We start from the raw sequence: 22,114 nt of genomic DNA, 5'->3' as shown, positions 1-22,114 counted from the left end.
ATATTCGATAAGGTTCTACCATGGTCTCAACCTCATGCGAGGAAGAGGATTGCCATCATGACTTGCTCGAATACCATCAGTTACAAACCCTTCAGTCACCTGACCCGTCCACGGGAAGTGATTCGCCAGTTCACCCCCAACTGGTTCGCCGCGACCATGGGCACCGGCGTGCTGGCGTTGGCCCTGGCCCAGCTGCCCATCAATCTGCCCGGCCTGCGCGCTGTTGGCGAAGGGTTGTGGTTTTTTACCATCGGCCTGTTTGTGTTGTTCAGTGTGCTCTACGCCGCGCGTTGGGTGATGTTCTTCCACGAAGCGCGGCGGATCTTCGGCCACTCTACGGTTTCGATGTTTTTCGGCACCATCCCCATGGGGCTGGCGACTCTTCTCAATGGTTTGCTGCTGTTCGGCTTGCCGCGCTGGGGCAGTGGCGTGGTGCCGCTGGCCGAAGCCGTGTGGTGGCTGGACGTGGCGATGGCCCTGGCCTGCGGCGTGTTGATCCCGTTTATGATGTTCACCCGCCAGGAACACAGCATCGACCAGATGACCGCCGTATGGCTGCTGCCGGTGGTAGCCGCCGAAGTCGCGGCGGCGAGTGGCGGCCTGCTCGCGCCGCATTTGGCGGACGCGCATTCGCAACTGGTGATGCTGGTGACCAGCTACGTGTTGTGGGCATTTTCCCTGCCGGTGGCGTTCAGCATCCTGACCATCCTGATGTTGCGTATGGCCCTGCATAAACTGCCCCACGCCAATATGGCCGCGTCGAGCTGGCTGGCCCTTGGCCCCATCGGCACCGGCGCGTTGGGCATGCTGTTGCTGGGGGGCGATGCGCCGGCGATCTTCGCCGCCAATGGCTTGCCCGGTGTGGGCGAAATGGCCAACGGCCTGGGGCTTGTCGCCGGCATCGCACTGTGGGGCTTTGGTTTGTGGTGGATGTTGATCGCGGTGCTGATCACCCTGCGCTATCTGCGCGCCGGTATCCCGTTCAACCTGGGCTGGTGGGGCTTTACCTTCCCGTTGGGTGTGTATGCCCTGGCCACCTTGAAGCTGGCCAGCCTGTTGCACCTGGGGTTCTTCAGCATCTTTGGCAGCGCACTGGTGGGCGCGCTGGCGCTGATGTGGCTGATCGTGACCAGCCGCACGGTGCAAGGTGCCTATAAAGGTGAGCTTTTTGTTTCGCCATGCATTGCAGGACTAGCGAATAAGTAAGCGGAGTTAGGTAAAGTCGTGGCCTGAAAAAACACAAAAGCCTTCAGGCCACGCAGGAACACGGACGATGAGCCACCCCTCACAATTCACCTTGCTGCGCACACGGCGTTTCTTGCCGTTTTTCATCACCCAGTTGCTGGGCGCCTTCAACGACAACATCTTCAAGCAGTCGCTGATCCTGGCGATTCTGTACAAACTCACCATCGACGGTGACCGCTCCATTTGGGTCAACCTGTGTGCATTGCTGTTTATCCTGCCGTTCTTTCTGTTTTCGGCGCTGGCGGGGCAGTTTGGCGAGAAATTCAACAAGGACGCGTTGATCCGCGCGATCAAGATCGGCGAGATCGTGATCATGGCCGTCGGCGCCACGGGGTTCCTCACCAACCACCTGGAACTGATGCTGCTGGCGCTGTTCGCCATGGGCACGCACTCGGCGCTGTTCGGGCCGGTGAAGTACTCGATCATGCCGCAAGCGTTGCACGAAGATGAGCTGGTGGGCGGCAACGGCCTGGTGGAAATGGGCACGTTCCTGGCGATTCTGGCCGGTACCATTGGCGCCGGGATCATGATGTCGTCCACCCATTACGCGCCCGTCGTGGCGGGGGCGATCGTCGGCGTGGCGGTGCTGGGCTACCTGGCCAGCCGCAGCATTCCACGGGCGGCGGCGTCCACGCCGGGGTTGCGCCTGAACTGGAACATCTTCAGTGAATCCTGGGCCACCTTGCGCCTGGGCCTGGGGCAGACGCCTGCAGTTTCGCGTTCCATCGTCGGCAACTCGTGGTTCTGGTTTGTCGGCGCGATCTACCTCACGCAAATCCCGGCCTACGCCAAAGAGTGGTTGTACGGCGATGAAACTGTGGTAACGCTGATTCTCACGGTGTTCTCGGTGGGTATCGCGCTGGGTTCGATGCTCTGCGAGAAACTCTCCGGACGTAAGGTGGAAATCGGCCTGGTGCCGTTTGGCTCCTTCGGCCTGACCGTGTTTGGCCTGTTGCTGTGGTGGCATTCCGGCGGTTTCCCGCAGAACGTGCAGGCCAACGACTGGCTGGCGGTGCTGGGTTACGGTCAGGCGTGGTGGGTGCTGTTCGATATTCTTGGGCTGGGCGTGTTTGGTGGTTTTTATATCGTGCCGCTGTACGCGTTGATTCAGTCGCGTACTGCCGAGAACGAACGCGCGCGGGTGATCGCGGCCAACAACATTCTCAACGCGCTGTTCATGGTGGTGTCGGCCATCGTGTCGATCCTGCTGCTGAGCGTGGCCAAGCTGTCGATCCCCGAATTGTTCCTGGTGGTGTCGCTGCTCAACATCGCGGTGAACACTTACATCTTCAGGATCGTTCCCGAGTTCACCATGCGTTTCATGATCTGGCTGCTCAGCCATTCCATGTACCGTGTGGAGCATCGCAACCTGGAAGCCATTCCCGATGAAGGCGCGGCATTGCTGGTGTGCAACCACGTGTCGTTTGTCGATGCGCTGCTGATTGGCGGCGCGGTGCGCAGGCCGATTCGCTTTGTCATGTACTACAAGATCTACCGTTTGCCGGTGCTGAATTTTATCTTCCGTACTGCCGGGGCGATTCCGATTGCCGGGCGACACGAAGATATCCAGATCTACGAAAAGGCCTTCACGCGCATTGCGCAGTATCTGAAGGACGGGGAGCTGGTGTGCATCTTCCCCGAAGGCAAGTTGACGGCCGATGGCGAGATGAATGAGTTTCGCGGTGGCGTGACGCGCATTCTTGAGGAAACGCCGGTGCCGGTGATTCCACTCGCGTTGCAGGGGTTGTGGGGGAGTTTTTTCAGCCGCGATCCGAACAAGGGGTTCTTTCACCGGATCTGGTCGCGGGTGGTGTTGGTGGCGGGTGAGCCGGTGGAAGGGCCGACGCCTGCAAGATTGCAGGAGGTTGTCGGTGGGTTGCGGGGGAGTGTCAGGTAGCTCTGTGTTGGATTGATTGGCCTCATCGCAGGCAAGCCAGCTCCCACATTTGAAATGCATTCCAAGTGTGGGAGCTGGCTTGCCTGCGATGGCGTTAGAGGCCTATGTGCTGATCTTGAGCCCGACCAGCCCGCAAATAATCAACGCCACACTCGCCAACCGAAACAGCGCCATCGACTCCCCAAACAGGATGATCCCGGCAATCACCGTGCCCACGGCACCCACGCCCGTCCAGATGGCATAGGCGGTGCCCAGCGGCAGCTCCTTCATGGCCAGCCCGAGCAGGCCGAGGCTGATGGCCATGGCGGCAATCGTCAGGGCGGTGGGCAATGGCTTGCTGAAGCCGTCGGTGTATTTCAGGCCAACGGCCCAGCCCACTTCAAACAAACCGGCAAAAAACAGAATGATCCAGGACATGCTGACCCTCTCTCTATAGACGTGGGGTCGTCCCCGGATTAGGCGCTTGAGAGCGTCGCGAGGTCGTCCCCGCGAAGCTCGGTAGAGTGCCGAATATTGATCGGACGATCAAGTTTACGGCGTGGTTTCCAGCGCGCGACGGTCTTCCTTTTCGCTCATGCGGCGGAAGTAAGTCGACAGCAGCGCCCCGGAAATATTGTGCCAGACGCTGAACAGCGCACTTGGCACCGCCGCCAACGGCGAAAAGTGTGCACTGGCCAATGCGGCGCCCAGCCCGGAATTTTGCATGCCCACTTCCAGCGCCAGTGACTTGCGTTGCGCCAACGGCAGCTTGAACAATCGGCCGGTGAAATAGCCCAGCAAGTAGCCGAAGCTGTTGTGCAGCATCACCACGGCCATGATCAGCAGGCCTGACTCGGCAATTTTCGCCTGGCTCGCCGCCACCACCGCCGCGACGATGATCACGATGCTGACCACCGACACCAGCGGCAGCACGTCTACCGCATGGCGCACCCGCTCGCCGAGCACGCGCTGGGCAATAACGCCAAGCACGATCGGCAGCAGCACCACTTGCAGGATCGACCAGAACAATTCCATGAATGAAACCGGCAACCAGGCCGAAGCCAACAGCCAGATCAGCGCAGGTGTCAGCAGCGGGGCGAGGAGGGTGGTCACGGCGGCGATGGCCACCGACAGCGCCAGGTCGCCCCGCGCCAGCCAGGTCATCACGTTGGATGAGGTGCCACTTGGGCAGCAACCGACCAGAATCACGCCGACCGCGATTTCCGGCGGCAGGTGGAACGCCTGGCACAACAACCAGGCTACGCCGGGCATGATGACGAAATGCGCGACCACGCCCAGCGCCACGCGCCAAGGATGGCGGGCGACTTCGGCGAAGTCTTCGAGTTTGAGGGTCAGCCCCATGCCGAACATCACCAGGCCCAACAACGGCACGATGGCGCCCTTCAGGCCGATGAACCATGCGGGTTCTAGGAAGGCGAGCACCGCGAAGATCAACACCCAGTAGGCGAAGGTATTGCCGACGAAGCGGCTCAGGGCGGCGAGTGCGCGCATGGGGATGTCCTTGTTATTGGAATGCTTTGGGTTGCAACCGGATCAGCTGTGGGGGCTTGCTCGTGTGGGAGCTGGCTTGCCGGCGATAGCATCGACTCGGTCTGATTGAAGACCGCAGTGCCTGCATCGCGGGCAAGCCCGGCTCCCACACAAGCCAGCTCCCACACTGACCGTGCGCTTTTAGATGCCTTGCGGGGTTTCTTCGCCGCCAAGCGCTTCAACCAGCGCCGGGATGAAATCACCAAACGTCAGCATCATCAGGGTAAAGCTTGCATCCAGTTGGCCGAGGGCTTCGTCACCGCCATCCTGTTCCGCCTGATCCTGCAGCAGGTCTTCGAACTTCAGGCGCTTGACGGTCATTTTGTCGTCGAGCATGAAGGACAGCTTGTCCTGCCAGGCCAGCGACAGCTGGGTGACGACTTTGCCGGTGGTCAGGTGCAGTTGGATCTCTTCGCCGGTCAGGTCCTGGCGCTTGCAGCGCACAATGCCGCCGTCTTCGTGGGTGTCGCGCAGCTCGCATTCGTCGAGGACGAAGAAATCGTCGGCCGGTTTCTGGGTGGTGACCCAGTCGGTCATGATTGCGGTTGGCGCGGTTTTCACGGTGAGTGGGCGAACCGGCAGGGTACCGATCACTTCACGCAGGGTGGACAGCAGGTCTTCGGCGCGTTTCGGGCTGGCAGAGTTCACCAGGATCAGGCCTTGCTTCGGCGCAATGGCAGCGAAGGTCGACGAGCGACGAATAAAGGCGCGCGGCAGGAAGGCCTGGATAATCTCGTCCTTGATCTGGTCGCGTTCCTTTTTGTAGACCTTGCGCATTTGCTCGGCCTCAATCTCTTCGACTTTCTCTTTAACCGCGTCACGCACCACGCTACCCGGCAGGATGCGTTCTTCCTTGCGTGCGGCGATCAGCAGGAAGTCGCCGCTGACGTGAACCAGAGGAGCGTCTTCACCTTTACCGAAAGGGGCGACGAAACCGTAAGTGGTCAACTCCTGGCTCGCACAAGGGCGCGCCAGCTTGGTGGCCATGGCCGCTTCCAACGCCTCGGCATCAACAGGCAGATCTTGGGTCAGGCGATAGATAAGCAGGTTCTTGAACCACATGGGGTGAGTCTCTCCTTTATACAAAGGGGGGCATTATTCTCTTGATAGCGCCGCAGGCCAACCCTGCCTAAGCCATTGGAAGGGCTGAAAAAAAAGATTTAAGAAAGTGCTTGCCAGACTTAAGGTCGCTCCGTAGAATGCGCGCCACACCGAAACGAAGGGTGATTAGCTCAGCTGGGAGAGCGTCTGCCTTACAAGCAGAATGTCGGCGGTTCGATCCCGTCATCACCCACCATTCGCTTCATGTGTTACGCGCAGCGGTAGTTCAGTCGGTTAGAATACCGGCCTGTCACGCCGGGGGTCGCGGGTTCGAGTCCCGTCCGCTGCGCCATATTCGGTCACCTGGAACGCTGAACGCCAGGTCACCACAGAAAGCCCGCTTAATTGCGGGCTTTTCTTTGTCCGGAATATGGCAAAAAATCGCGATTTAAACTTTTTTTATATAAATTGCATTTAAATCAAGACATTACGATTTTTTGGTGTATGATGCGCCCACACCGAAACGAAGGGTGATTAGCTCAGCTGGGAGAGCGTCTGCCTTACAAGCAGAATGTCGGCGGTTCGATCCCGTCATCACCCACCATTCGCTTCAAGTGTTACGCGCAGCGGTAGTTCAGTCGGTTAGAATACCGGCCTGTCACGCCGGGGGTCGCGGGTTCGAGTCCCGTCCGCTGCGCCACATTTGCTTCCACTAAGGCTCACTGAGCGCTTGGAAGTGCCGGAAATAGCGGCTTTGAGTCGCTTTTTTCGTTTTCTGAATTCCATTGGGATCCATCTCCAGCCACGGTTTTTAAGTACACATTTAAGTACACCGCTGGCACAGCCTTTTACGATTCCTTGCGCATCAATTTTCGTATTGGTTCGTCTACCACTGGGTTGTATTCCCCTCCTTGATGCAAAAGGAGGTGTCTGATGGCTCTGACAGATACAGCGATCAAGCAAGCCAAGCCCGCCAGCAAGCCTTATACGTTAACTGATGGGGATGGCTTATCTCTGCAAGTGCCCCCGACGGGTTCGAAGCGTTGGCATTTCCGTTTCTATTGGCATGACAAACAATTGCGTATTTCCCTCGGCATCTATCCCGACGTGAGTCTAAAGGAGGCTCGTCAGCGGAGAGAGGCTGCACGTGTGCTGGTGGCCAACAATATCGATCCCCGATCGCATCGTCGTGCCGAGAGGCAGAGAGCCTCCCGTGCCGCCAACAACACGTTTGAAGCGGTTGCTGATCGTTGGCATGAGTTCCGAAGTAAAAAGCTGACGAAAAGCAAGAAGGGCAGTGCGGAGCAAGCCAGCAAATACCTAAAGAAGGACATGTTGCCGTGTTTGGGCGATCTTCCGATCGCGGATATTTCTCGTGGCGACGTGCTGGAGCTCATTCGACGAATTGAGCGCAGAGGAGCGCTGGTGTCTGCTCGAAAGGTGCGGACCTGGCTCAACCATATCTTTCGTTTTGCTATGGCGGAAGGGCTTATTAATGTGAACCCAGCAGCAGACCTTGATATCGTTGCCGAGACGCCGAGGCCGATCCGCCATAATCCCTTCCTCCAAGTTAATGAACTTCCAGGATTGCTCAGAGCCGTCACCCACTGTGAGTGTGCGGAAAAGACACGGCTTGGTATTCGTCTATTGCTTCTGACGGGCGTGCGTACAGGAGAGCTGCGGGCGTCGACGCCAGACCAATTCGACTTCGATAGGGGGATCTGGCTAGTGCCGCCGGAGGGGGTGAAGCAGCTCCGAAGTCGTGTGCGAACTCAGGGAAATGAGATTCCGCCTTATGTGATTCCGCTGTCTATTCAAGCAATTACAATCGTGCGGCGGCTGATGCAATTAAGGATGCGCGGCGCACGGTATCTCCTGGTTCACCGATACGAGCCGCAGGAAATGATTAGTGAAAATACCCTTAACACCGCGATTGGTCGGATGGGTTTCAAAGGAAGGCTCACCGGTCATGGCATCAGAGCCACCATCTCGACGGCGCTCAACGAGGTTGGCTTTGTAGAAGAGTGGATTGAGGCGCAGCTTTCCCACGCTGATGCCAACCAAATTCGGGCTGCTTACAATCATGCAGAATACGTCGAGCCGAGACGTAGGATGATGCAATACTGGGCGGACTTATTAGATGCGCTGGAGGTAGGCGTTCCGCTCCCTGAACCTGAAGCTTACATGTCGGAAATCGGACGACATTCAACTGATTGTATGAGCTTGAAGCGCGTAGCTGCTGATTAGCAGTCCGATTCAGGCTATGCGATCAAGGTCAGGGAGGATAGATTTGATAAGACCAATGATTCACATACTGCGGCTGGTCGCCGATCGGGGAAGAGGGGCTTCGAGAAAGCCAAAGTGTGGAGCACCGGTGAGTGCTACCAATGCGATCAACTGGTGCGACGAAATCGCATACGAATCAAAGGGGAGGTATTTCTCCGTGGGGTTGCTTGGCGCCTGAGACAATCACTCGACTACTAGCGTGCGGCGTTAGGCTTTTCATGGATCCTCCTAATAGTCTGCCGTCAGCTAGAGAGGTGGCATTGCGTTGCTTCTGTAAATATCGTTTTAGTTTGGATGCCGATTGCGTCCCCGCAGGCGGGCGAATCTCTCTTGCGCCGCTTGGCATTTCTCGTGTTGTTGCCACATCATGACGGGAGAGACTCTGTTAATCAGGTCTCCTGTACTGCCCGAACGTAGAGCAAACGGTCCTTGGAGCGACCTAGCACTTCACACCATCGGCTGGTGCGCATTTCAGCATCTATGCTCCCGGGTATGCGAAGTCGTGCTTGGCCGGCCCGTGGAAATCTTCCGCGAAGATCAAGACGGCGGTCAGCGTCCGATGCAACAAAGGCATTGAAGCTCAGTGATATCGCTACCGAAATTGCCCATGTCGAGGAGCTGGTCAAAGCCGGTCAAGCCGAGGCCTACGCCTTCATGACGAACATGAGTGTAGATGCGCCCGTGGCAGCCGCAATGCGTGCTAAATTCCGCGCGATTGGTGTGCGTAAGCCGCACATTCTCGGTCGCTAGTATGTCGTACGTATTATCAGGAGCAGCTCGCGCCTCCGGGCCCTCTTTCCGCAGGTCTACGGCCTAGGCGACCTCACCTCGATCGTAGATGAGCGGCTCAGCGAACAGAGCCGGGCGTTGCTTGACAGCTGAATTCCAAAGCTTCGCACCTATGTTCCTACCTAGGCTCATCGGGATGCGGTTGACGCGAGCTCTGAGCACGGAGTTGTACTGCTACTCGGTAATCCCGGTAGATCCGCGATTGGCGCCATCGTGTCGACCATGGCGTCGGAAAATCCAGACAATACCGTACTTGCTCTAACCGGACCGCGCGACTTTGAGGCCGGTTGGAATCCTAATGATCCAGAGCGCTTCTTCTGGATCGACGATGCCTTCGGCCCCAGTGTGCTGCGCGACGAATATGTGCAGGACTGGACGTCTGCCTTCTCCAAGTTGCGGGCCGCGATCAAGCATGGCAATCGATTTCTTCTAACTTTCCGAAAACATATCTATGAAGCGGCGCGGCGCCAGCTCGGGCAGCGCAACCTTGCCTAATTCGCAGGCCTTAGCGCCGTGGTGGATGACGGCGAGTCGACGTTCGAAGAGAAGACGCAGATTCTCTATAATCATGTAAATTTTGGTGAGCAAAGCCAGAGCTGGCGTTCGAGAATCTAACCGCTGTCGCTACGGTTCGCGATTTCCCCCCCCTTGGGTCGCCGCACGTCTTGGCGGCCCAAGCTTCACCTAGGGCCTAGCGCCCAGCGAAAGCTCACTCGTGCGCTTTATGAGGGAGCCGACAGAGCGCTTATTGTTACCGTCAACGCCTTAGATGATCCTGCAGGCCGCGCTCATCCTCGTGTATGTCCATCAGGCCTGATTAGATCCTAGCGATCATGATCCTTCGGCCGCACAGGCGGTCGCTGAGCTGACTGGATACACTCTCACTAAGATTCAGGATTGTTTCGCTGAGCTGAAGGGCTTGTTCTTGAAGCTTCCCGGATCAAAATGGACGTTCGCCCATCCGACGATCTCCGATGCCCTAACGGAGGTTCTGCGCCAGAAGCCCCATATGATGGCGGCGCTCATACGAGGCGCGACTATCGACACCATCCTGAGCAGTTACACTTTCGAGGGCTCCCCGCTCATTCGAGATATGCTGGTCATCCAGACAACGCTCTACGAATTGCACCGCAATTGGATGCTGTTTCACTTCCTCTCCTGTCGTTCGAGCGAGGCCGTGGTCGTCAAAGCCGTCGAGCAATTTCCCAATCTACTTCGACGGTCCGACTGGCAATCTGATCTCACTAGCAACGATCCCCGGATCGCCAGCGCCAGGTCCTAGTCCACAAACTGATCGGCTATTCTATTAATGTTACACCTCTTTCAGTAAGGACTATGCCAGGGAGTTGATCATCCATCTTTTCACGGTAATGGTCGATACGGTGTTGGTGGAGAAAGCTATGACTATCCATGCAAGTCCGTATACCGAGCAGAGAAATACGGACTTCCCATGATCCTCGAGCCGTCTGATTAGGTCTCCAGTAACGGATAATCCGTATACCCTTTCGCGCCGCCCCCGTAGAAGGTTTGCGGGTCGGCTTCGTTCAGCGGTAGCTCATCACGCAGACGCTGTACCAGATCTGGGTTCGCCAGCGCCCAGCGCCCGACAGGTGCCATATCGGCAAGCCCGGCCTCGATGTCGGCTGCCAGGTGTTCGCGGGCGCGGTTCACCCGATTGACCAGCAGTACGCCTGGCCATGCCTGGCGCAGCGTCTTGAGTAGGACGTCATCCCCGTTGTGGGCTAGGTGCAGGTACGCCAGGTTGCGTTGTGCCAACTCGGCAACCAGCGTACGATATAGCTCGGCGTGCTCCGGCCCTTCTGCGATACCACCCAGTGCTGAACCCGGCGATAGACGAATTCCCGTACGCTCGGCGCCGATCTCGGCCACCACGGCATCAATCACTTCGAGCGCGAAGCGCAGGCGTCGCAGGATCGAGCCGCCGTAGGCGTCGTCCCGCTGGTTGGCATTGACAGCCAGGAACTGCTGGATCAGGTAACCATTGGCGCCGTGTATCTCCACGCCGTCAGCACCCGCTTCGATGGCACGGGCTGCAGCCTGACGGAAATCGCTCACAGTAGTACGAATGTCCTGCTCACTCATGGCGCGCGGCGCTGGCACTTGCTGCATGCCCTGGGGTGTAAAGATCTGCGCGTCTGGAGCGATCGCCGATGGCGCCAGAGCCTGACGGCCGTGGGCGGTGTTGGATGGATGTGACATGCGGCCGGCATGCATCAGTTGGATGAACAGATGGCCACCGCCGTCATGCACCGCATCGCTGACCTGACGCCAGCCAGCCACGTGAGCATCGCTGTGCAGCCCCGGGGAGTCGAGAAAGCCCTGGCCATCGGCACTGGGTTGTGTTCCTTCGCTGATCAACAGCCCCAGTGAGGCGCGCTGGCCGTAGTATTCCGCGGCCAACGGGCCTGGAGTGCCGCCGGGCAGCGCACGGCTGCGGGTCAAGGGTGACATGGCCAGGCGATGTGTCAGGTTGAGGTTGCCGAGCTGGATAGGGTCCCAGAGCGAGGTCATAAGGTATCTCCTGCGGATGAGTTGAGGTGAAGCGTACGCGTGAGACACAGATTATTCTGTTCCGTATTCTGTGAGTAGGGTTTAATATTTGGACTTAATGTCTCATAAATGGATCAGTGATGGACCTTTCAGCCTTGGCGGACTTCAACCTCGTTGCAGCCCATGGCGGTTTCGGCAAGGCCAGCCGCCTCAGTGGACGTCCCAAGGCCACGCTTTCGCGGCGTGTCATGGACCTCGAGCTAAGCTTGGGCGTTCGGCTTCTGGAGCGCGGGGCACGGTCTTTGCGCCTGACTGAGGAGGGACAGGTGCTGCACGACCGCACCCAAGGCTTGCTCGACGATATCGTCGAGGCGGGTGAACTTGTGTCGGCAGGGCAGAGCGGTCCACGCGGTCACCTGCGGGTCAGTGCCCCGGTACTGTTCTCCCATACCTTGCTTGGGCGCCTGGCTGTAGGTTTTGCCCAACGCTATCCGCAAGTACGCTTGGATATCACCGCCGAAGACCGCAATGTCGATCTGGTCGAGGAAGGTTACGACGTAGTGATCCGCGTCAATCCCAGGGCGGACGCACTGCTGGTGGGGCGCTGTTTTGCCCGCGATGACATGCTGCTCGTGGCGCCGGCAGCTTTGCCTCGACCCACCGCATATAGCAGCGGCGAGATTGCCGAGGTACCGGTCGTGGCGTTGGCCAACCGGTTCGATAACGGGCCCTGGTACTACCAGGACGGTGACGCACTAGGCGCGGTGATGCCTAATGTGCGCCTGCGCCTGTCATCGTTGATCATGATCCGGGATGCGGTGCTCGCCGGCGCGGGGGCCGCGTTGATCCCTCGATCCTTGTTGCTGCGCGATGAGCAATTGGCGAAGCTGTCGATCTGGGGGCGCATGCCCGACAGGCCGATCGAGCTATGGGCCCTGCATGCCTCGCGTCGGCTGGTTAGTCGCAAAGTCTCGGCGTTCACCGATTACCTGTGCGAAGCCTTCCCCGATCAGACGCTCAGTCACGGATTCTCAGTCGATTGACCTGTCGCCCGCAAGAAACGCCAGCAGATCGCGGAGCACGGCGCCCTTTTGCTCGATCATTAGGTAATGGCCGGCTTCGGGATATTCGAGGTACTGCGAATGCCCGATCATCTGCGCTGCCAGCCGGCCGGTAGTCGCAGGTGGGGCGCTCTCATCGCGGGCGCCATGCAGGATCAAGGTCGGCACCTTGATTCCAGCCAAGTCCTGGCGAAAATCGGTGGCGTACCAGGCTTGGGCGCAGGCTGCGATAGCGTGCTCAGAGGACTGGTAAGTCTGGGCCAGATACCAGTTGCGCAGCCCCGGCTCCGAGAACGAGGCCTGCGCATAGTCCCCAAAGAAGCGCTGTCGATCCTGACGCAACGCCTGCATCAAACCGTCGAAGGCTGCCGGCGGCATGCCGTCGGGGTTGCCTGGGGAACTGGCCAGTTGCGGTGTCACCCCAGCCAGCAGCACGATCGCTGCGATGCGGCGGTCGCCGTGACGGGTCAGGTAACGTGCCACTTCGCCGGCCCCCATCGAATACCCCACCAGCGTGACATCTTGCAGGTCCAAGTGCTCAATCAGTTGCGCGAGGTCGTCGCTGAGTGTGTTGTAGTCATAGCCGCTCCAAGGCTGGTCGGAGCGTCCGAAACCGCGGCGGTCATAACTGATTACGCGGTAACCGGACTCGGCCAGGCGGGTGGCATGGTGATCCCAACTGGCAGACGACATCGGCCAGCCATGGATCAGCACCACGGGGCGGCCGTGGCCCCAGTCATTGTAGTGCAGGGAAACGGTGTCCGAGGTCAGCAGCATAGGCATGAGAGTTGAATCCGAGCAGGGAAGGAGCGGATATTCTCGCTGGGGCGACGAGAGAAGAATAGCACCGAAATCGGGACGCGCTGTTCCGGATCATGGACACCAGTGCATCCCTGAAACATGACTTATCATCCGTCCGACACCAGACATTTGAGCAATGGCATGAGGCCATGGATCGCACCGGCCCTGTTGGCCAAGCTCGCGGGTTGCTCCGACAGCCCCTCGGAGCTGCGTCCTGCGCGCCAGCAGAGCGATGCGTGCTGGACCTACAGATCGTTGATGACCGCGCCCATGGCGCCGGATGCCATGGCGCTGTTGCGTGAGGCTTGCGGAAAGTCAGAGGCAGGCTGAGACTCAGCGCGCCTGGGTTAATGTCAGAAAATAGCCGTAGAGTCCGCATACCAAACTCCCGCGAGCCGTAAGGCAAACCTGGAGTGGCCAGGCGATCACGAAATAGAATGTGCCCGTGCGTTGCGGTGAATGGCTCCAAAGGTCTCGCTCGGTGAATACCATCCGTTGTCGTCGAGTGGTGGCCAGCCTCGCTTACTGTGAGGGGCGCCTTGAAACCGAGGATTTGCGGTATTCTCTAGGGTTTTCTGCAGACTATAGTAACGGAACAGAGCGCTCTCGGATGGTGGAGCTGGGCAGGGAGCAGAGTTTTGCTCAATGGGACCAAAACTAGAGCTCTGCGCCCAAAAAAAAGGCCGGCAGTGCATATTTAGGCCTTATACAACCGGCTCTACTCTTGGAGGTAGACCTGGTCGTTCGCGATCTACTATTACACTCTCGCCGGCATCTTGAGCGGTTCGTAGCGCATGCTGTTACATATAGTCGAAGTGTCTGGTTGTGACGGATCTCCATTTTATGGACTGACGGTGTAACCGTTGATCGAATCGCAATCCTTCAGGTGCACGGTGCAATGTCTAAGAAACTCGCGTGTCGGCGTCGCGCCACTAGAGAAGGCAGGGTAATACGAACCGTTGACCTCGGTCCTTTTCACAGTCCCTACAGAAATTACTCGCTGCAGGCCCTTGGGGTGAACTGCCTGCGGCAGGGTGCTTAGCTTCAGCCCTCATCTCGCTGAGGCGTTGAGCTTCGTTCAGTTCTCTTTCCATAGAAGTGTCTGTTTCTCAGATGATTCAAGGTCAGGAAAACGCGGTAAGTTCGCCCAACAGTAGGTAATGGATGGCGTTCCCATCAAGTAGGGGGTCCACCCCGTTAACAACAACACTTCGAGTAAGCTCAGATCGAGCCGAAGGAGTGTTCGTGTCCAAAGTATGAAACACAGTCCCGACTCCAAATGGAAGGCTATCGATACGGCCTGTCGCTCAGAAGCCTACTGCCGCCAGGCAGCCTGAGAAGCCGGCCAAGCTCCGAGCCTGCTGAATCGCTGGGATACTTCATCCTTTTTGTGGAGGTGCTCCCAATTACGCACCTTTGGACGAGCATGTTAAAAATGCGAACATAATTATCAAACCTTGTCTTCGAGGAGGCCTGGGGTGATAGCTTTGAAAATACCGACTCGGGAATATGAGAAACGCTCCCATAGTCCGTGGCTTTCATCAACTTATCGGGTATGACTGCGATATCGGGCTCAGCAATGCCATCAAATTTGTTTCGTCCAAAAATAACAGTGTCAGATCCACAAGGCGCTCGGTCCTGATGTTTTTCTTAAAATACGACCCACTCATCAGTAGAAGGCATTGTTGGACTAGGGTGAATAGTTGTTTCCTGCACGGTACCATGAAATGATTACCACCCAGTTATTACAGCTCTCTAATACCCGACTAACAGTTTTCAAGGGGGCTTTGGTTGGTTTTACAAACCGTCCCAAGCCTGTGTGAGCAAAAATCGTAACCGTGTCAGGTGCGTTCGAAAAAGTGATGTTAACTCTGCTTCATAATTTCGTTCAAGATGAAGTGTTTTTATCTCGCCGGTGTGGGTTCCATCAGAGTTATATATGACATTATGAAGAGTCGCAACAAGACGTATCTTGCCTGCCTCCTAAAGTAGATCAGAAAGCGATTCGGCCGATAAAGACATTGTCCCATCAGCGCGGTGAATGCCACTTGGAGTGTGCTCCTTTGCAGTGAGTTAGACTGGGTCTTCAGCGATTATATTGAGACTAATTCTGTGTGGATTGTAAATTCACTAACTCCAAAAAGTGAACCTGGGTATGTAAGATATTGCTATCTTTAAGTGTTGGTTAGCATAACGGCCCATCGGGTTAAATCGGGTGATTATGAGGTTTAGTCGCTCTTGATAATTTTCACGTAATTCAAGATGTTCTTTAGCGTACATGGCGTCGGCCAATGAATAATAATAGAGTCTGTATTTTGGTCTGGTATAATGGTTAGTTCCAAATGCAGCTCCTTTGGAGTCGGCTTAGTAACTTTCGAAGCTGTCCCATTTTTGTAGCAATGGGAGTGGCATGACGACGGAGCGAGCAATGCGGGTCGTCATGTATTTGCTTGCCAGGTTCCGTAAAGTTGTACTCTGAAAAGAATAGTTTGAAATGTGAAAGTGAGAGTCGGCTAGATCTAAAGTGGTTGGTGGTGGAGTGGTGCTGTTGTTTGTCTTAGACGAGCAGTTACCCGTTACTGTTATCAGGAGAATTAGTAGGGCTAGTTTTGTTGTTTTGTTATATTCATTGCGAGCTCGTTGTAGTGCGCTTTAGGTTGTGTGGGAATTTACCTATGATTTAATTTTGTTGTCGGTGTATTTTCTGACTTGCATGTTGATTTATTTGATTTATTTGATTTTGTCTCTATTTTTTGGAAGATTAATTCGGGTGTTTGAATTTGTCTTGTATCTGGTAAGTGTATCTTTAGATTGTTTTTATTGGCGTGGCTGTATGGTTTCTGGCGGTGAGTCTTGCCGTTTTTCTGGCTCAAACTAGGCAGTGACAGCAGTAGCGACACTGTTACCTACAACACTGGTAGCTGTCCGCCCGATGTCCAAGAATTGCTCCACACCAAGGATGAGCAATAGGTCTGCCTCGGGGGTGTGGAACATAGCTAGACTAGAGGTCGCGACAACGAATGCCGCACGCGCGATATCGGCTATCCCTTCGCTCGTTACCATCAAGGTCAACAGGATCAGGAACTGCTGCATTATACTCAGTTCAATGTTATAAGCTTGGGCGATAAAGAGTATTGCAAACGCCTGGTACATCATCGAGCCGTCAGGGTTGAATGAGTAACCCACGGACAACACAAAGCTGGAAACCCGCTTTGGGTTTCCGAACTTTTCAAGTGTCTCCATAGTCTTTGGATAGGCCGATTCGCTGCTCGCAGTGGAGAACGCCTGCAGCATTGGCTGCGAATGAGATTTGCTAGTTTGAAGATTGAATTGCCGAGGAAGAAATAGCCCGCGACAAAAGTGAGAAAGGCACAGTGCGGAAATTCCCAATTAGAACTGCGCGATAAGTTTTCCGTAGCCCATAACAGCGAGGCGCCTTCAGTCGACAATGCTGATGCGATCGTCGCAAACACCCCAAAATAGCGCGAAACTCATGGTATAGCTCAGTGAGTTTTGGCATGATTTTGGCCAGTTCGTCAATGCAATCTGCCACCTCCGAATGGCTCGCACGTTTGAGGGCCACGGTGGCGAAACCAAAGAAAATTGAAAACACTACGATCTGAGAAATTTCGTTGTTAGCTAGTGACCCGGCAAAGTTGCGAGGGAACACATGACTGATAAAAACCTTGATGCTCAGGTCGCTCCCTGCAACGGATGTAGCACTGCCAGCCTCAGAAATAGCAGACAGATTGAGTTCGGCCCCTGGCTTGAAAAAGTTGGCCTGAATTATGCTTGTCAGAATTGAAGAAAAAGAGGCGATAATGAGCCACACCATCGCGCGCGCCCACTCGTTCCACTGAGCGTGAAGTGCCCATGCTGGCCATTCCGCCAACCAAAGTTGCAAATACAAACGGGCCGATGATCATCTTGATCATCCGCAAGAATGATATCAGTAATGAGGGAGAAATAAGAGGCGATTTCTTTAGCTGGGTCTGGGCTATTAGCCAAAAAATGACATGCGCATCCCACAACTACTCCCGAAATTATCCCATATGCAATGCGGCGTGGAAGTTTATTTTTGTTCATCGCGCTATATCATGTATTTGAAATTTGTGGCTTGTGGAAAATATCAAGGGTGGGATTTTATTATCGGTGGCTGTTAGTGGGTGATGGGCTTTTTATGCGGCGTGCTACCTCTTGTGGAAGTGCGCTCACAAATCTTAACTCATCTAAAGCTACTGTCCATATTATTACTTGAAATGTCGTCATCAGTAATTATATGGCGCACTGAATTGGATGGTGTAATCGCACTCTTGGAGAAAGGCGTATGATAGTTACCGGTTTTTCAGCTGGATTCTGACTAAATATGATAGCGCAACCAGTTTTGCTATATAGTCTTCGCGAGCTTTGACAATCGCATCCATAAGTTCGCTATGCTGGGCACTCGACAATTGTGCGGCCTTATTATCGGCAGCTCTAATTCGCTTGATCAAGTTCTCATAAGAAGCGTCAATAGATTTTAGGTGTGAAACTAGCGGTGTCGCATCTATGATTTGCATGAAGAGTTTGCCTCAGTTGAGTAAAAGTTGTATCATCCTAGGGGAGGGCGTCATCCCGCACGCACAGCAAGGGCCTTATTAAGTTATGGGCTTTTAAGTGTTTTGGCAAAATAGGCTTATAAGTTTTGGAGGTAATGTAATTTAGTTTTTTGTGTGACATTATTACTGTGTAATGGGTAGAATAGCTTCAGAAGTAATTCCTGTGAATCGATTGCTCTTGGGGGCGCGAAAGTGGAAGTACGTAAACCAGATGGTGTGTGTTTTATAGGGTCTGGGGTGCTGAGCGGAATGTTTGGTAATGAGATACTTGAATAGGGAATGATAACTCACGAAAAGTTAATTGTTATAACGCCTTTCTGCGGGGAGAACATCGCTGCTCCCGCTTAATAAAATTACTTCCTGCATGGTTGCGTTGCTATCGAAACGTCTTCCCCTTCAAAGTAAGAAAGGATGAAGCACGAGTTCCAAACCAAGGATTGCGATGAAGATCAGAAACCATCGCCGGAAAGTCGCTTGATTTATACGCTTCCGTACAGTTGTTCCAACGGACATGCCAATCAGTGCGGGAATAACTGCGAGAGTAGACAGCAAGATGTTGTCAAGTTGGAATATTCCGCCGTGAACTAAGCCCGCTGTGAGTGCAACTGTAGATACAGTGAACGATAGTCCTAATGCCTGGATTAGTTCATCTTTGGAAAAACCAAGGGCTTGGAGATAAGGAACTGCGGGAAGTGTGAAAATCCCAGTGCCTCCGTTTATTACTCCAGTGAGCAATCCGACTACAGGCGATAGGGGGCGCTCAATGCGCGCAGGGACCGATAATGGTTTGGCCCACAGACCGTGTATTGCATAGAAAATCAGGGCGGAGCCCAACCCTATGCTTGTATAACTCGTATTGGCATGTGTTAGAAGCCACGAGCCCGCGAGCGTGCCAACCACGATTCCGAGCATCATCAACCAAAGTCTCTTCACCAGGACTAAAAAATCGGGCCCTGTGAATAGCTGCCAAAAATTGGTGACGAATGAGGGAATTACCAAAAGCGAAGCTGCGCTGACCGGCGGCATAATGGCACTAAGGACCCCCATGGCAACAGTTGGCAGGCCCATTCCGGACGCGCCTTTAACGATGCCGGCAAAGAAGAATGTTGCTACGACAATCAGTACATGTGGCGAAAGGTAATCGAACATTTTGACACCCAATTGGATTCTGTTGTGTGTATGTTTAAATAAATTGATGGCAAACTAGCATGTGTTTAAGGTTACAAATATTTAAAAAATCACGCAAAAAAGCATGAAGAATTATTTTTCTGACCGAAACGAAGGGCTATTTCGTAATCCAGTCTATTCTCGCCGCTTTTATGCCACAATTGGGAATTTCCGATTTTAACGTTCGGTAAAACCGAAGGAAGAAAAATGCGCTTTGATTTGACGGATCTGCGGTTGTTCCTGGCCGTGGCTGAACAAGGGAGCCTCACAAAGGGCGCCGAAGCCATGAATTTAGCGATTGCTTCCGTAAGCCAACGCATTTCCGGAATGGAGTCTTTATTGGGTGCACTGCTTTTGGAGCGAAACAGTCGCGGGGTAACAACAACTGCGGCCGGTGATGCCTTGGTCCGCCATGCTCGTCTGATCCTTGCTCAAGTTGACCAGATGCGTGGAGAGCTGCGTAGCTACGGCGCTGGTCTGAAAGGGCGTATTAGGCTCTTGTCGAACACTGCTGGACTGGCTGCTTTCCTGCCGCGTCGACTCAGCAGTTTTTTAGTGGCTCATCCAGACTTGTCTGTTGATCTCTATGAGCGGCCAAGCACAGAAATTGTCCGGGCCATTCTGGAGGGGCGTGCCGATCTAGGCGTCGTAACCTACACGGCGGGTTTGGCATCATTGCAGACACGAATGATTAAACAAGACCAGCTAGTTGTTGCAGTGAGCAAAAAGCATCATCTCTGCAAACGACCTTCGCTTGCTTTTGCAGAGGTTGTGGGTGAGCCTTTTGTCGGCTTGTCCGATGCGGCGTTGGAAGCGTACTTAGAGGAACGTGCAACTCGGTTAGGACTGCAAATTCACTACCGTATTCAACTCAGACGAATCGAGCACATGGCAATGATGGTCGCGTCTGGTATTGGTATCGCTATTTTTTCAAGGGCTTCTGTAGGGGATTTGGAAGGCTTTGCGTTGACGATGGTGCCGCTGCAAGACAGTTGGGCGCTTAGGGAACTCCATCTTTGTGCGCGTGATTTTTCAACGCTCACGCCGCATGCGGGCTTACTCGCACGACATCTCATGGAGCCTAAGGACTGTACCTCTGCACCTTAAAACTAGCATGTGTTGCCGCTGACCGAAAACTGACCCAGGGGGGACAAAATCTGCACTGTTTATGCAACGAACTCCAGGCTCTCATGATACTCAACGGGACTGAGAGCGCCGAGGGGAAATATTGATTATACCAGCGAATGTATGAGTTCAGGGCCTGAATGAACTGCTCGATGCTCGTTGACTGCCAGTTGCGAGGATAGAGCAGCTCTGTTTTCAGCCGGTCAAACAAGCTGCGTTATCAGGTTGGCAGCCCTTGCGCGACATCGAACGAATCAGCTTCGCATCAGCGATGCGGAATAACAAGCCGGGCCAGCGGTAGTGCGCTCCACGGTCGGAGTGAACCACAGGCCGTTTATCGTTGCCCGCCACCATTTCGACGGCAGCGTCTAGCATCGTGCTCACAAGTTCGGCGTCGGGACGCGTGCCGATCGATCAATTGATGGACCTCCCATCGAAGCAGTCGATGACGGGAGGCAGGTACACCTTGTCAGCCGGGATCTGGAACTCTGAGATGTCATTTAGTCTTTTCTCATTCGGAGCAACAGCTGTGGAGTCGCGGTTCGCGAGATTTTCCGACGCGCGAATGATCTCCCCGAGGTAGAAACCGTATCGAGACCGTTTTGCCTTGACGACGGCCAGGCAATCCTGCTTCATCAAGCGCTGCATAACCTTATCTGGCAGACACACCGTTGCCGGTTCAGCGAAGCCCTCATACGCCGGTAGCCATAGCAGCGATGATTATGCACGAAGATTTCTGCCATGGCGCGATGTACTTCAGTGTAGTTTTCCGCGCCCTGCATTCGGGCTCGATGATAGAAATAGGGATTTCGGGCTAAGCAGCTCAGAAATGTAGTGGTCTACTAACCCCGGACACCTTTTTAGGCGAAGATGATCGCCACACAGAGGTGTTCAATGAGCAGACAACGACGTACTTTCACCCCTGCCTTCAAGCGCGAGGCTGCCAGCCTGGTGCTCGACCAAGGCTATAGCTGCCCTGAGGCCGCCAAACCCCTTGATGTAGGGGAAACGGCATTACGGCGCTGGGTCGCCCAGTTGCAGCTGGAGCGTGGAGGAGTTACGCCGACTGCCAAGGCGCTCACACCGGAGCAGCAGACGATTCAGGAGCTTCAGGCCCGCATCAACCGGCTGGAGCTTGAGAAGAAAATCTTAAAGGAGGCCACTGCGCTCTTGATGGCCGAGGAACACGGGCGCAGACGTTGAGGTCGATTCGGCAGTTGGCCAAGCACTATCCCGTTCAACTGTTGTGTTCAGTGTTCGAGCTGCCCCGATCCTGTTATTACGCCCATTTGGCCCGGCGGCGTCGTATCGATGTTCGCCGGGTGAGCCTGCGCAGCCGCATCAACGAACTGTTCAGCCAAAGCCGTAGTTCTGCCGGTAGCCGCAGTATCGCTGCCATGCTTCGCGACGAGGGCATCGAGGTGGGACGCTTCAAGGTCAGAGGTTTGATGAAGGAGCAAGGATTGATCAGCAAGCAGCCCGGCTCTCATGCGTACAAGAAAGCGACAGTTGAACGTCCTGACATTCCCAACCTCCTTGATCGGCAGTTCACCGTGGCAGCACCGAACAGGGCCTGGTGCGGCGACATCACCTACATCTGGGCGCAAGGGCGATGGCATTACCTGGCCGTTGTGTTGGATTTGTATAGTCGCAGGGTGGTGGGTTGGGCGATGTCTTCCAGACCCGATGCCGATCTGGTCATCAAGGCGCTCGACAGAGCCTATGAAATGCGTGGCAGGCCACGAGATGTCATGTTTCATAGTGATCAGGGAAGCCAATACGGCAGCCGCAGTTTCCGCCAGCGACTGTGGCGCTATCGGATGACTCAAAGCATGAGTAGACGGGGAAATTGCTACGACAACTCGCCAATGGAACGGCTGTTTCGTAGCCTGAAAACCGAGTGGGTGCCGACGGTCGGGTACATGACGACGGCGTTGGCCGAGCAGGACATTGGTCGATACCTCATGCAGCGATATAACTGGACGCGGCCACATCAGTACAACGGTTTTGTGCCGCCGGCGGTTGCTGAGGAAAAACTCAATTCCGTGTCCGGGAATTGTTGA

At 55.1% G+C, this 22,114-nt stretch carries 16 protein-coding genes, 4 tRNA genes and 2 pseudogenes; 14 read left to right on the top strand and 8 right to left on the bottom strand.

Annotation, left to right across the window (positions count from 1 at the left end; all coding sequences use genetic code 11):
• Positions 1-57 precede the first annotated feature (57 nt).
• Positions 58-1,206, top strand: a complete 1,149-nt coding sequence (locus ATI14_RS28335; RefSeq protein ID WP_016970239.1) for a TDT family transporter — start codon at positions 58-60, stop codon at positions 1,204-1,206.
• A 67-nt stretch (positions 1,207-1,273) separates the two neighbouring features.
• Positions 1,274-3,142: an MFS transporter gene (locus tag ATI14_RS28330; RefSeq protein WP_016970240.1), complete on the top strand. Its 1,869-nt coding sequence runs from the start codon at positions 1,274-1,276 to the stop codon at positions 3,140-3,142.
• Positions 3,143-3,244: 102 nt separating this feature from the next.
• On the opposite strand, the gene sugE is transcribed toward ATI14_RS28330, so the two are convergent.
• From sugE to rdgC, 3 genes are all read right to left on the bottom strand, one after another.
• Complete coding sequence (sugE, locus tag ATI14_RS28325) at positions 3,245-3,559, bottom strand: quaternary ammonium compound efflux SMR transporter SugE (protein ID WP_016970241.1); 315 nt, start codon at positions 3,557-3,559, stop codon at positions 3,245-3,247.
• 114 nt (positions 3,560-3,673) lie between these two features.
• Entirely contained in the window at positions 3,674-4,633 is a 960-nt protein-coding gene (locus ATI14_RS28320; RefSeq protein ID WP_016970242.1) for a bile acid:sodium symporter family protein, read from the bottom strand.
• 180 nt (positions 4,634-4,813) lie between these two features.
• A complete protein-coding gene (gene rdgC, locus ATI14_RS28310; protein WP_016970243.1) occupies positions 4,814-5,734 on the bottom strand; it encodes a recombination-associated protein RdgC in 921 nt (306 codons plus the stop codon).
• A gap of 159 nt (positions 5,735-5,893) precedes the next feature.
• On the opposite strand from rdgC, the gene ATI14_RS28305 reads away from it, so the two are divergent.
• From ATI14_RS28305 to ATI14_RS31545, 8 genes are all read left to right on the top strand, one after another.
• Positions 5,894-5,969, top strand: a tRNA-Val gene (locus ATI14_RS28305).
• A 19-nt stretch (positions 5,970-5,988) separates the two neighbouring features.
• Positions 5,989-6,065, top strand: a tRNA-Asp gene (locus tag ATI14_RS28300).
• Between the two features lie 176 nt (positions 6,066-6,241).
• Positions 6,242-6,317 (top strand) — tRNA-Val (locus tag ATI14_RS28295).
• 19 nt (positions 6,318-6,336) lie between these two features.
• Positions 6,337-6,413, top strand: a tRNA-Asp gene (locus tag ATI14_RS28290).
• Between the two features lie 233 nt (positions 6,414-6,646).
• The gene (locus ATI14_RS28285) at positions 6,647-7,960 is read left to right on the top strand and encodes a tyrosine-type recombinase/integrase (RefSeq protein ID WP_016970244.1); all 1,314 of its coding nucleotides are present in this window, start codon (positions 6,647-6,649) and stop codon (positions 7,958-7,960) included.
• 612 nt (positions 7,961-8,572) lie between these two features.
• Positions 8,573-8,749: a hypothetical protein gene (locus tag ATI14_RS31555; RefSeq protein WP_016970246.1), complete on the top strand. Its 177-nt coding sequence runs from the start codon at positions 8,573-8,575 to the stop codon at positions 8,747-8,749.
• Positions 8,750-8,959: 210 nt separating this feature from the next.
• Entirely contained in the window at positions 8,960-9,283 is a 324-nt protein-coding gene (locus ATI14_RS31550) for an nSTAND3 domain-containing NTPase (RefSeq protein WP_335739932.1), read from the top strand.
• Positions 9,284-9,713: 430 nt separating this feature from the next.
• Positions 9,714-10,070: a hypothetical protein gene (locus ATI14_RS31545; RefSeq protein ID WP_196775080.1), complete on the top strand. Its 357-nt coding sequence runs from the start codon at positions 9,714-9,716 to the stop codon at positions 10,068-10,070.
• A 188-nt stretch (positions 10,071-10,258) separates the two neighbouring features.
• Here the strand turns inward: ATI14_RS31545 and ATI14_RS28275 are convergent, their stop codons facing one another.
• Complete coding sequence (locus ATI14_RS28275; protein ID WP_016970249.1) at positions 10,259-11,320, bottom strand: alkene reductase; 1,062 nt, start codon at positions 11,318-11,320, stop codon at positions 10,259-10,261.
• A gap of 119 nt (positions 11,321-11,439) precedes the next feature.
• On the opposite strand from ATI14_RS28275, the gene ATI14_RS28270 reads away from it, so the two are divergent.
• Entirely contained in the window at positions 11,440-12,342 is a 903-nt protein-coding gene (locus tag ATI14_RS28270) for a LysR family transcriptional regulator (RefSeq protein ID WP_016970250.1), read from the top strand.
• Here the strand turns inward: ATI14_RS28270 and ATI14_RS28265 are convergent.
• Positions 12,331-13,143 carry an alpha/beta fold hydrolase gene (locus tag ATI14_RS28265; protein ID WP_016970251.1) on the bottom strand — a complete coding sequence of 271 codons (813 nt, stop codon included), beginning with the start codon at positions 13,141-13,143 and terminating at the stop codon, positions 12,331-12,333. The genes ATI14_RS28270 and ATI14_RS28265 overlap by 12 nt on opposite strands.
• A gap of 159 nt (positions 13,144-13,302) precedes the next feature.
• Between ATI14_RS28265 and ATI14_RS28260 the strand changes: the two genes are divergently transcribed.
• A complete protein-coding gene (locus ATI14_RS28260) occupies positions 13,303-13,491 on the top strand; it encodes a hypothetical protein (protein ID WP_016970252.1) in 189 nt (62 codons plus the stop codon).
• A 2,544-nt stretch (positions 13,492-16,035) separates the two neighbouring features.
• Here ATI14_RS28260 and ATI14_RS28255 read toward each other — a convergent pair.
• Both ATI14_RS28255 and ATI14_RS28245 read right to left on the bottom strand, forming a co-directional pair.
• Positions 16,036-17,247 (bottom strand): annotated as a pseudogene (locus ATI14_RS28255) (dicarboxylate/amino acid:cation symporter).
• Between the two features lie 908 nt (positions 17,248-18,155).
• Positions 18,156-18,908, bottom strand: a complete 753-nt coding sequence (locus ATI14_RS28245; RefSeq protein ID WP_016970255.1) for a sulfite exporter TauE/SafE family protein — start codon at positions 18,906-18,908, stop codon at positions 18,156-18,158.
• Positions 18,909-19,133: 225 nt separating this feature from the next.
• Between ATI14_RS28245 and ATI14_RS28240 the strand changes: the two genes are divergently transcribed.
• Complete coding sequence (locus tag ATI14_RS28240) at positions 19,134-20,033, top strand: LysR substrate-binding domain-containing protein (protein ID WP_016970256.1); 900 nt, start codon at positions 19,134-19,136, stop codon at positions 20,031-20,033.
• Positions 20,034-20,092: 59 nt separating this feature from the next.
• Here ATI14_RS28240 and ATI14_RS28235 read toward each other — a convergent pair.
• Positions 20,093-20,869, bottom strand: a pseudogene (locus ATI14_RS28235) (IS3 family transposase); the annotation flags it as partial.
• A gap of 76 nt (positions 20,870-20,945) precedes the next feature.
• On the opposite strand from ATI14_RS28235, the gene ATI14_RS28230 reads away from it, so the two are divergent.
• Positions 20,946-22,114, top strand: a protein-coding gene (locus ATI14_RS28230) for an IS3 family transposase (RefSeq protein WP_100831526.1) whose coding sequence is annotated in 2 segments (ribosomal slippage) — positions 20,946-21,207 and positions 21,207-22,114 — 1,170 coding nt in all. Because the reading frame shifts where the segments join, the coding sequence is not laid out codon by codon here.

The sequence above is a fragment of the Pseudomonas tolaasii NCPPB 2192 genome, from assembly GCF_002813445.1.
Taxonomy (GTDB): Bacteria; Pseudomonadota; Gammaproteobacteria; order Pseudomonadales; family Pseudomonadaceae; genus Aquipseudomonas; species Aquipseudomonas tolaasii.
Note: the sequence above shows the minus strand (reverse complement) of the source record. Positions and strands in the feature narration are given on the sequence as shown.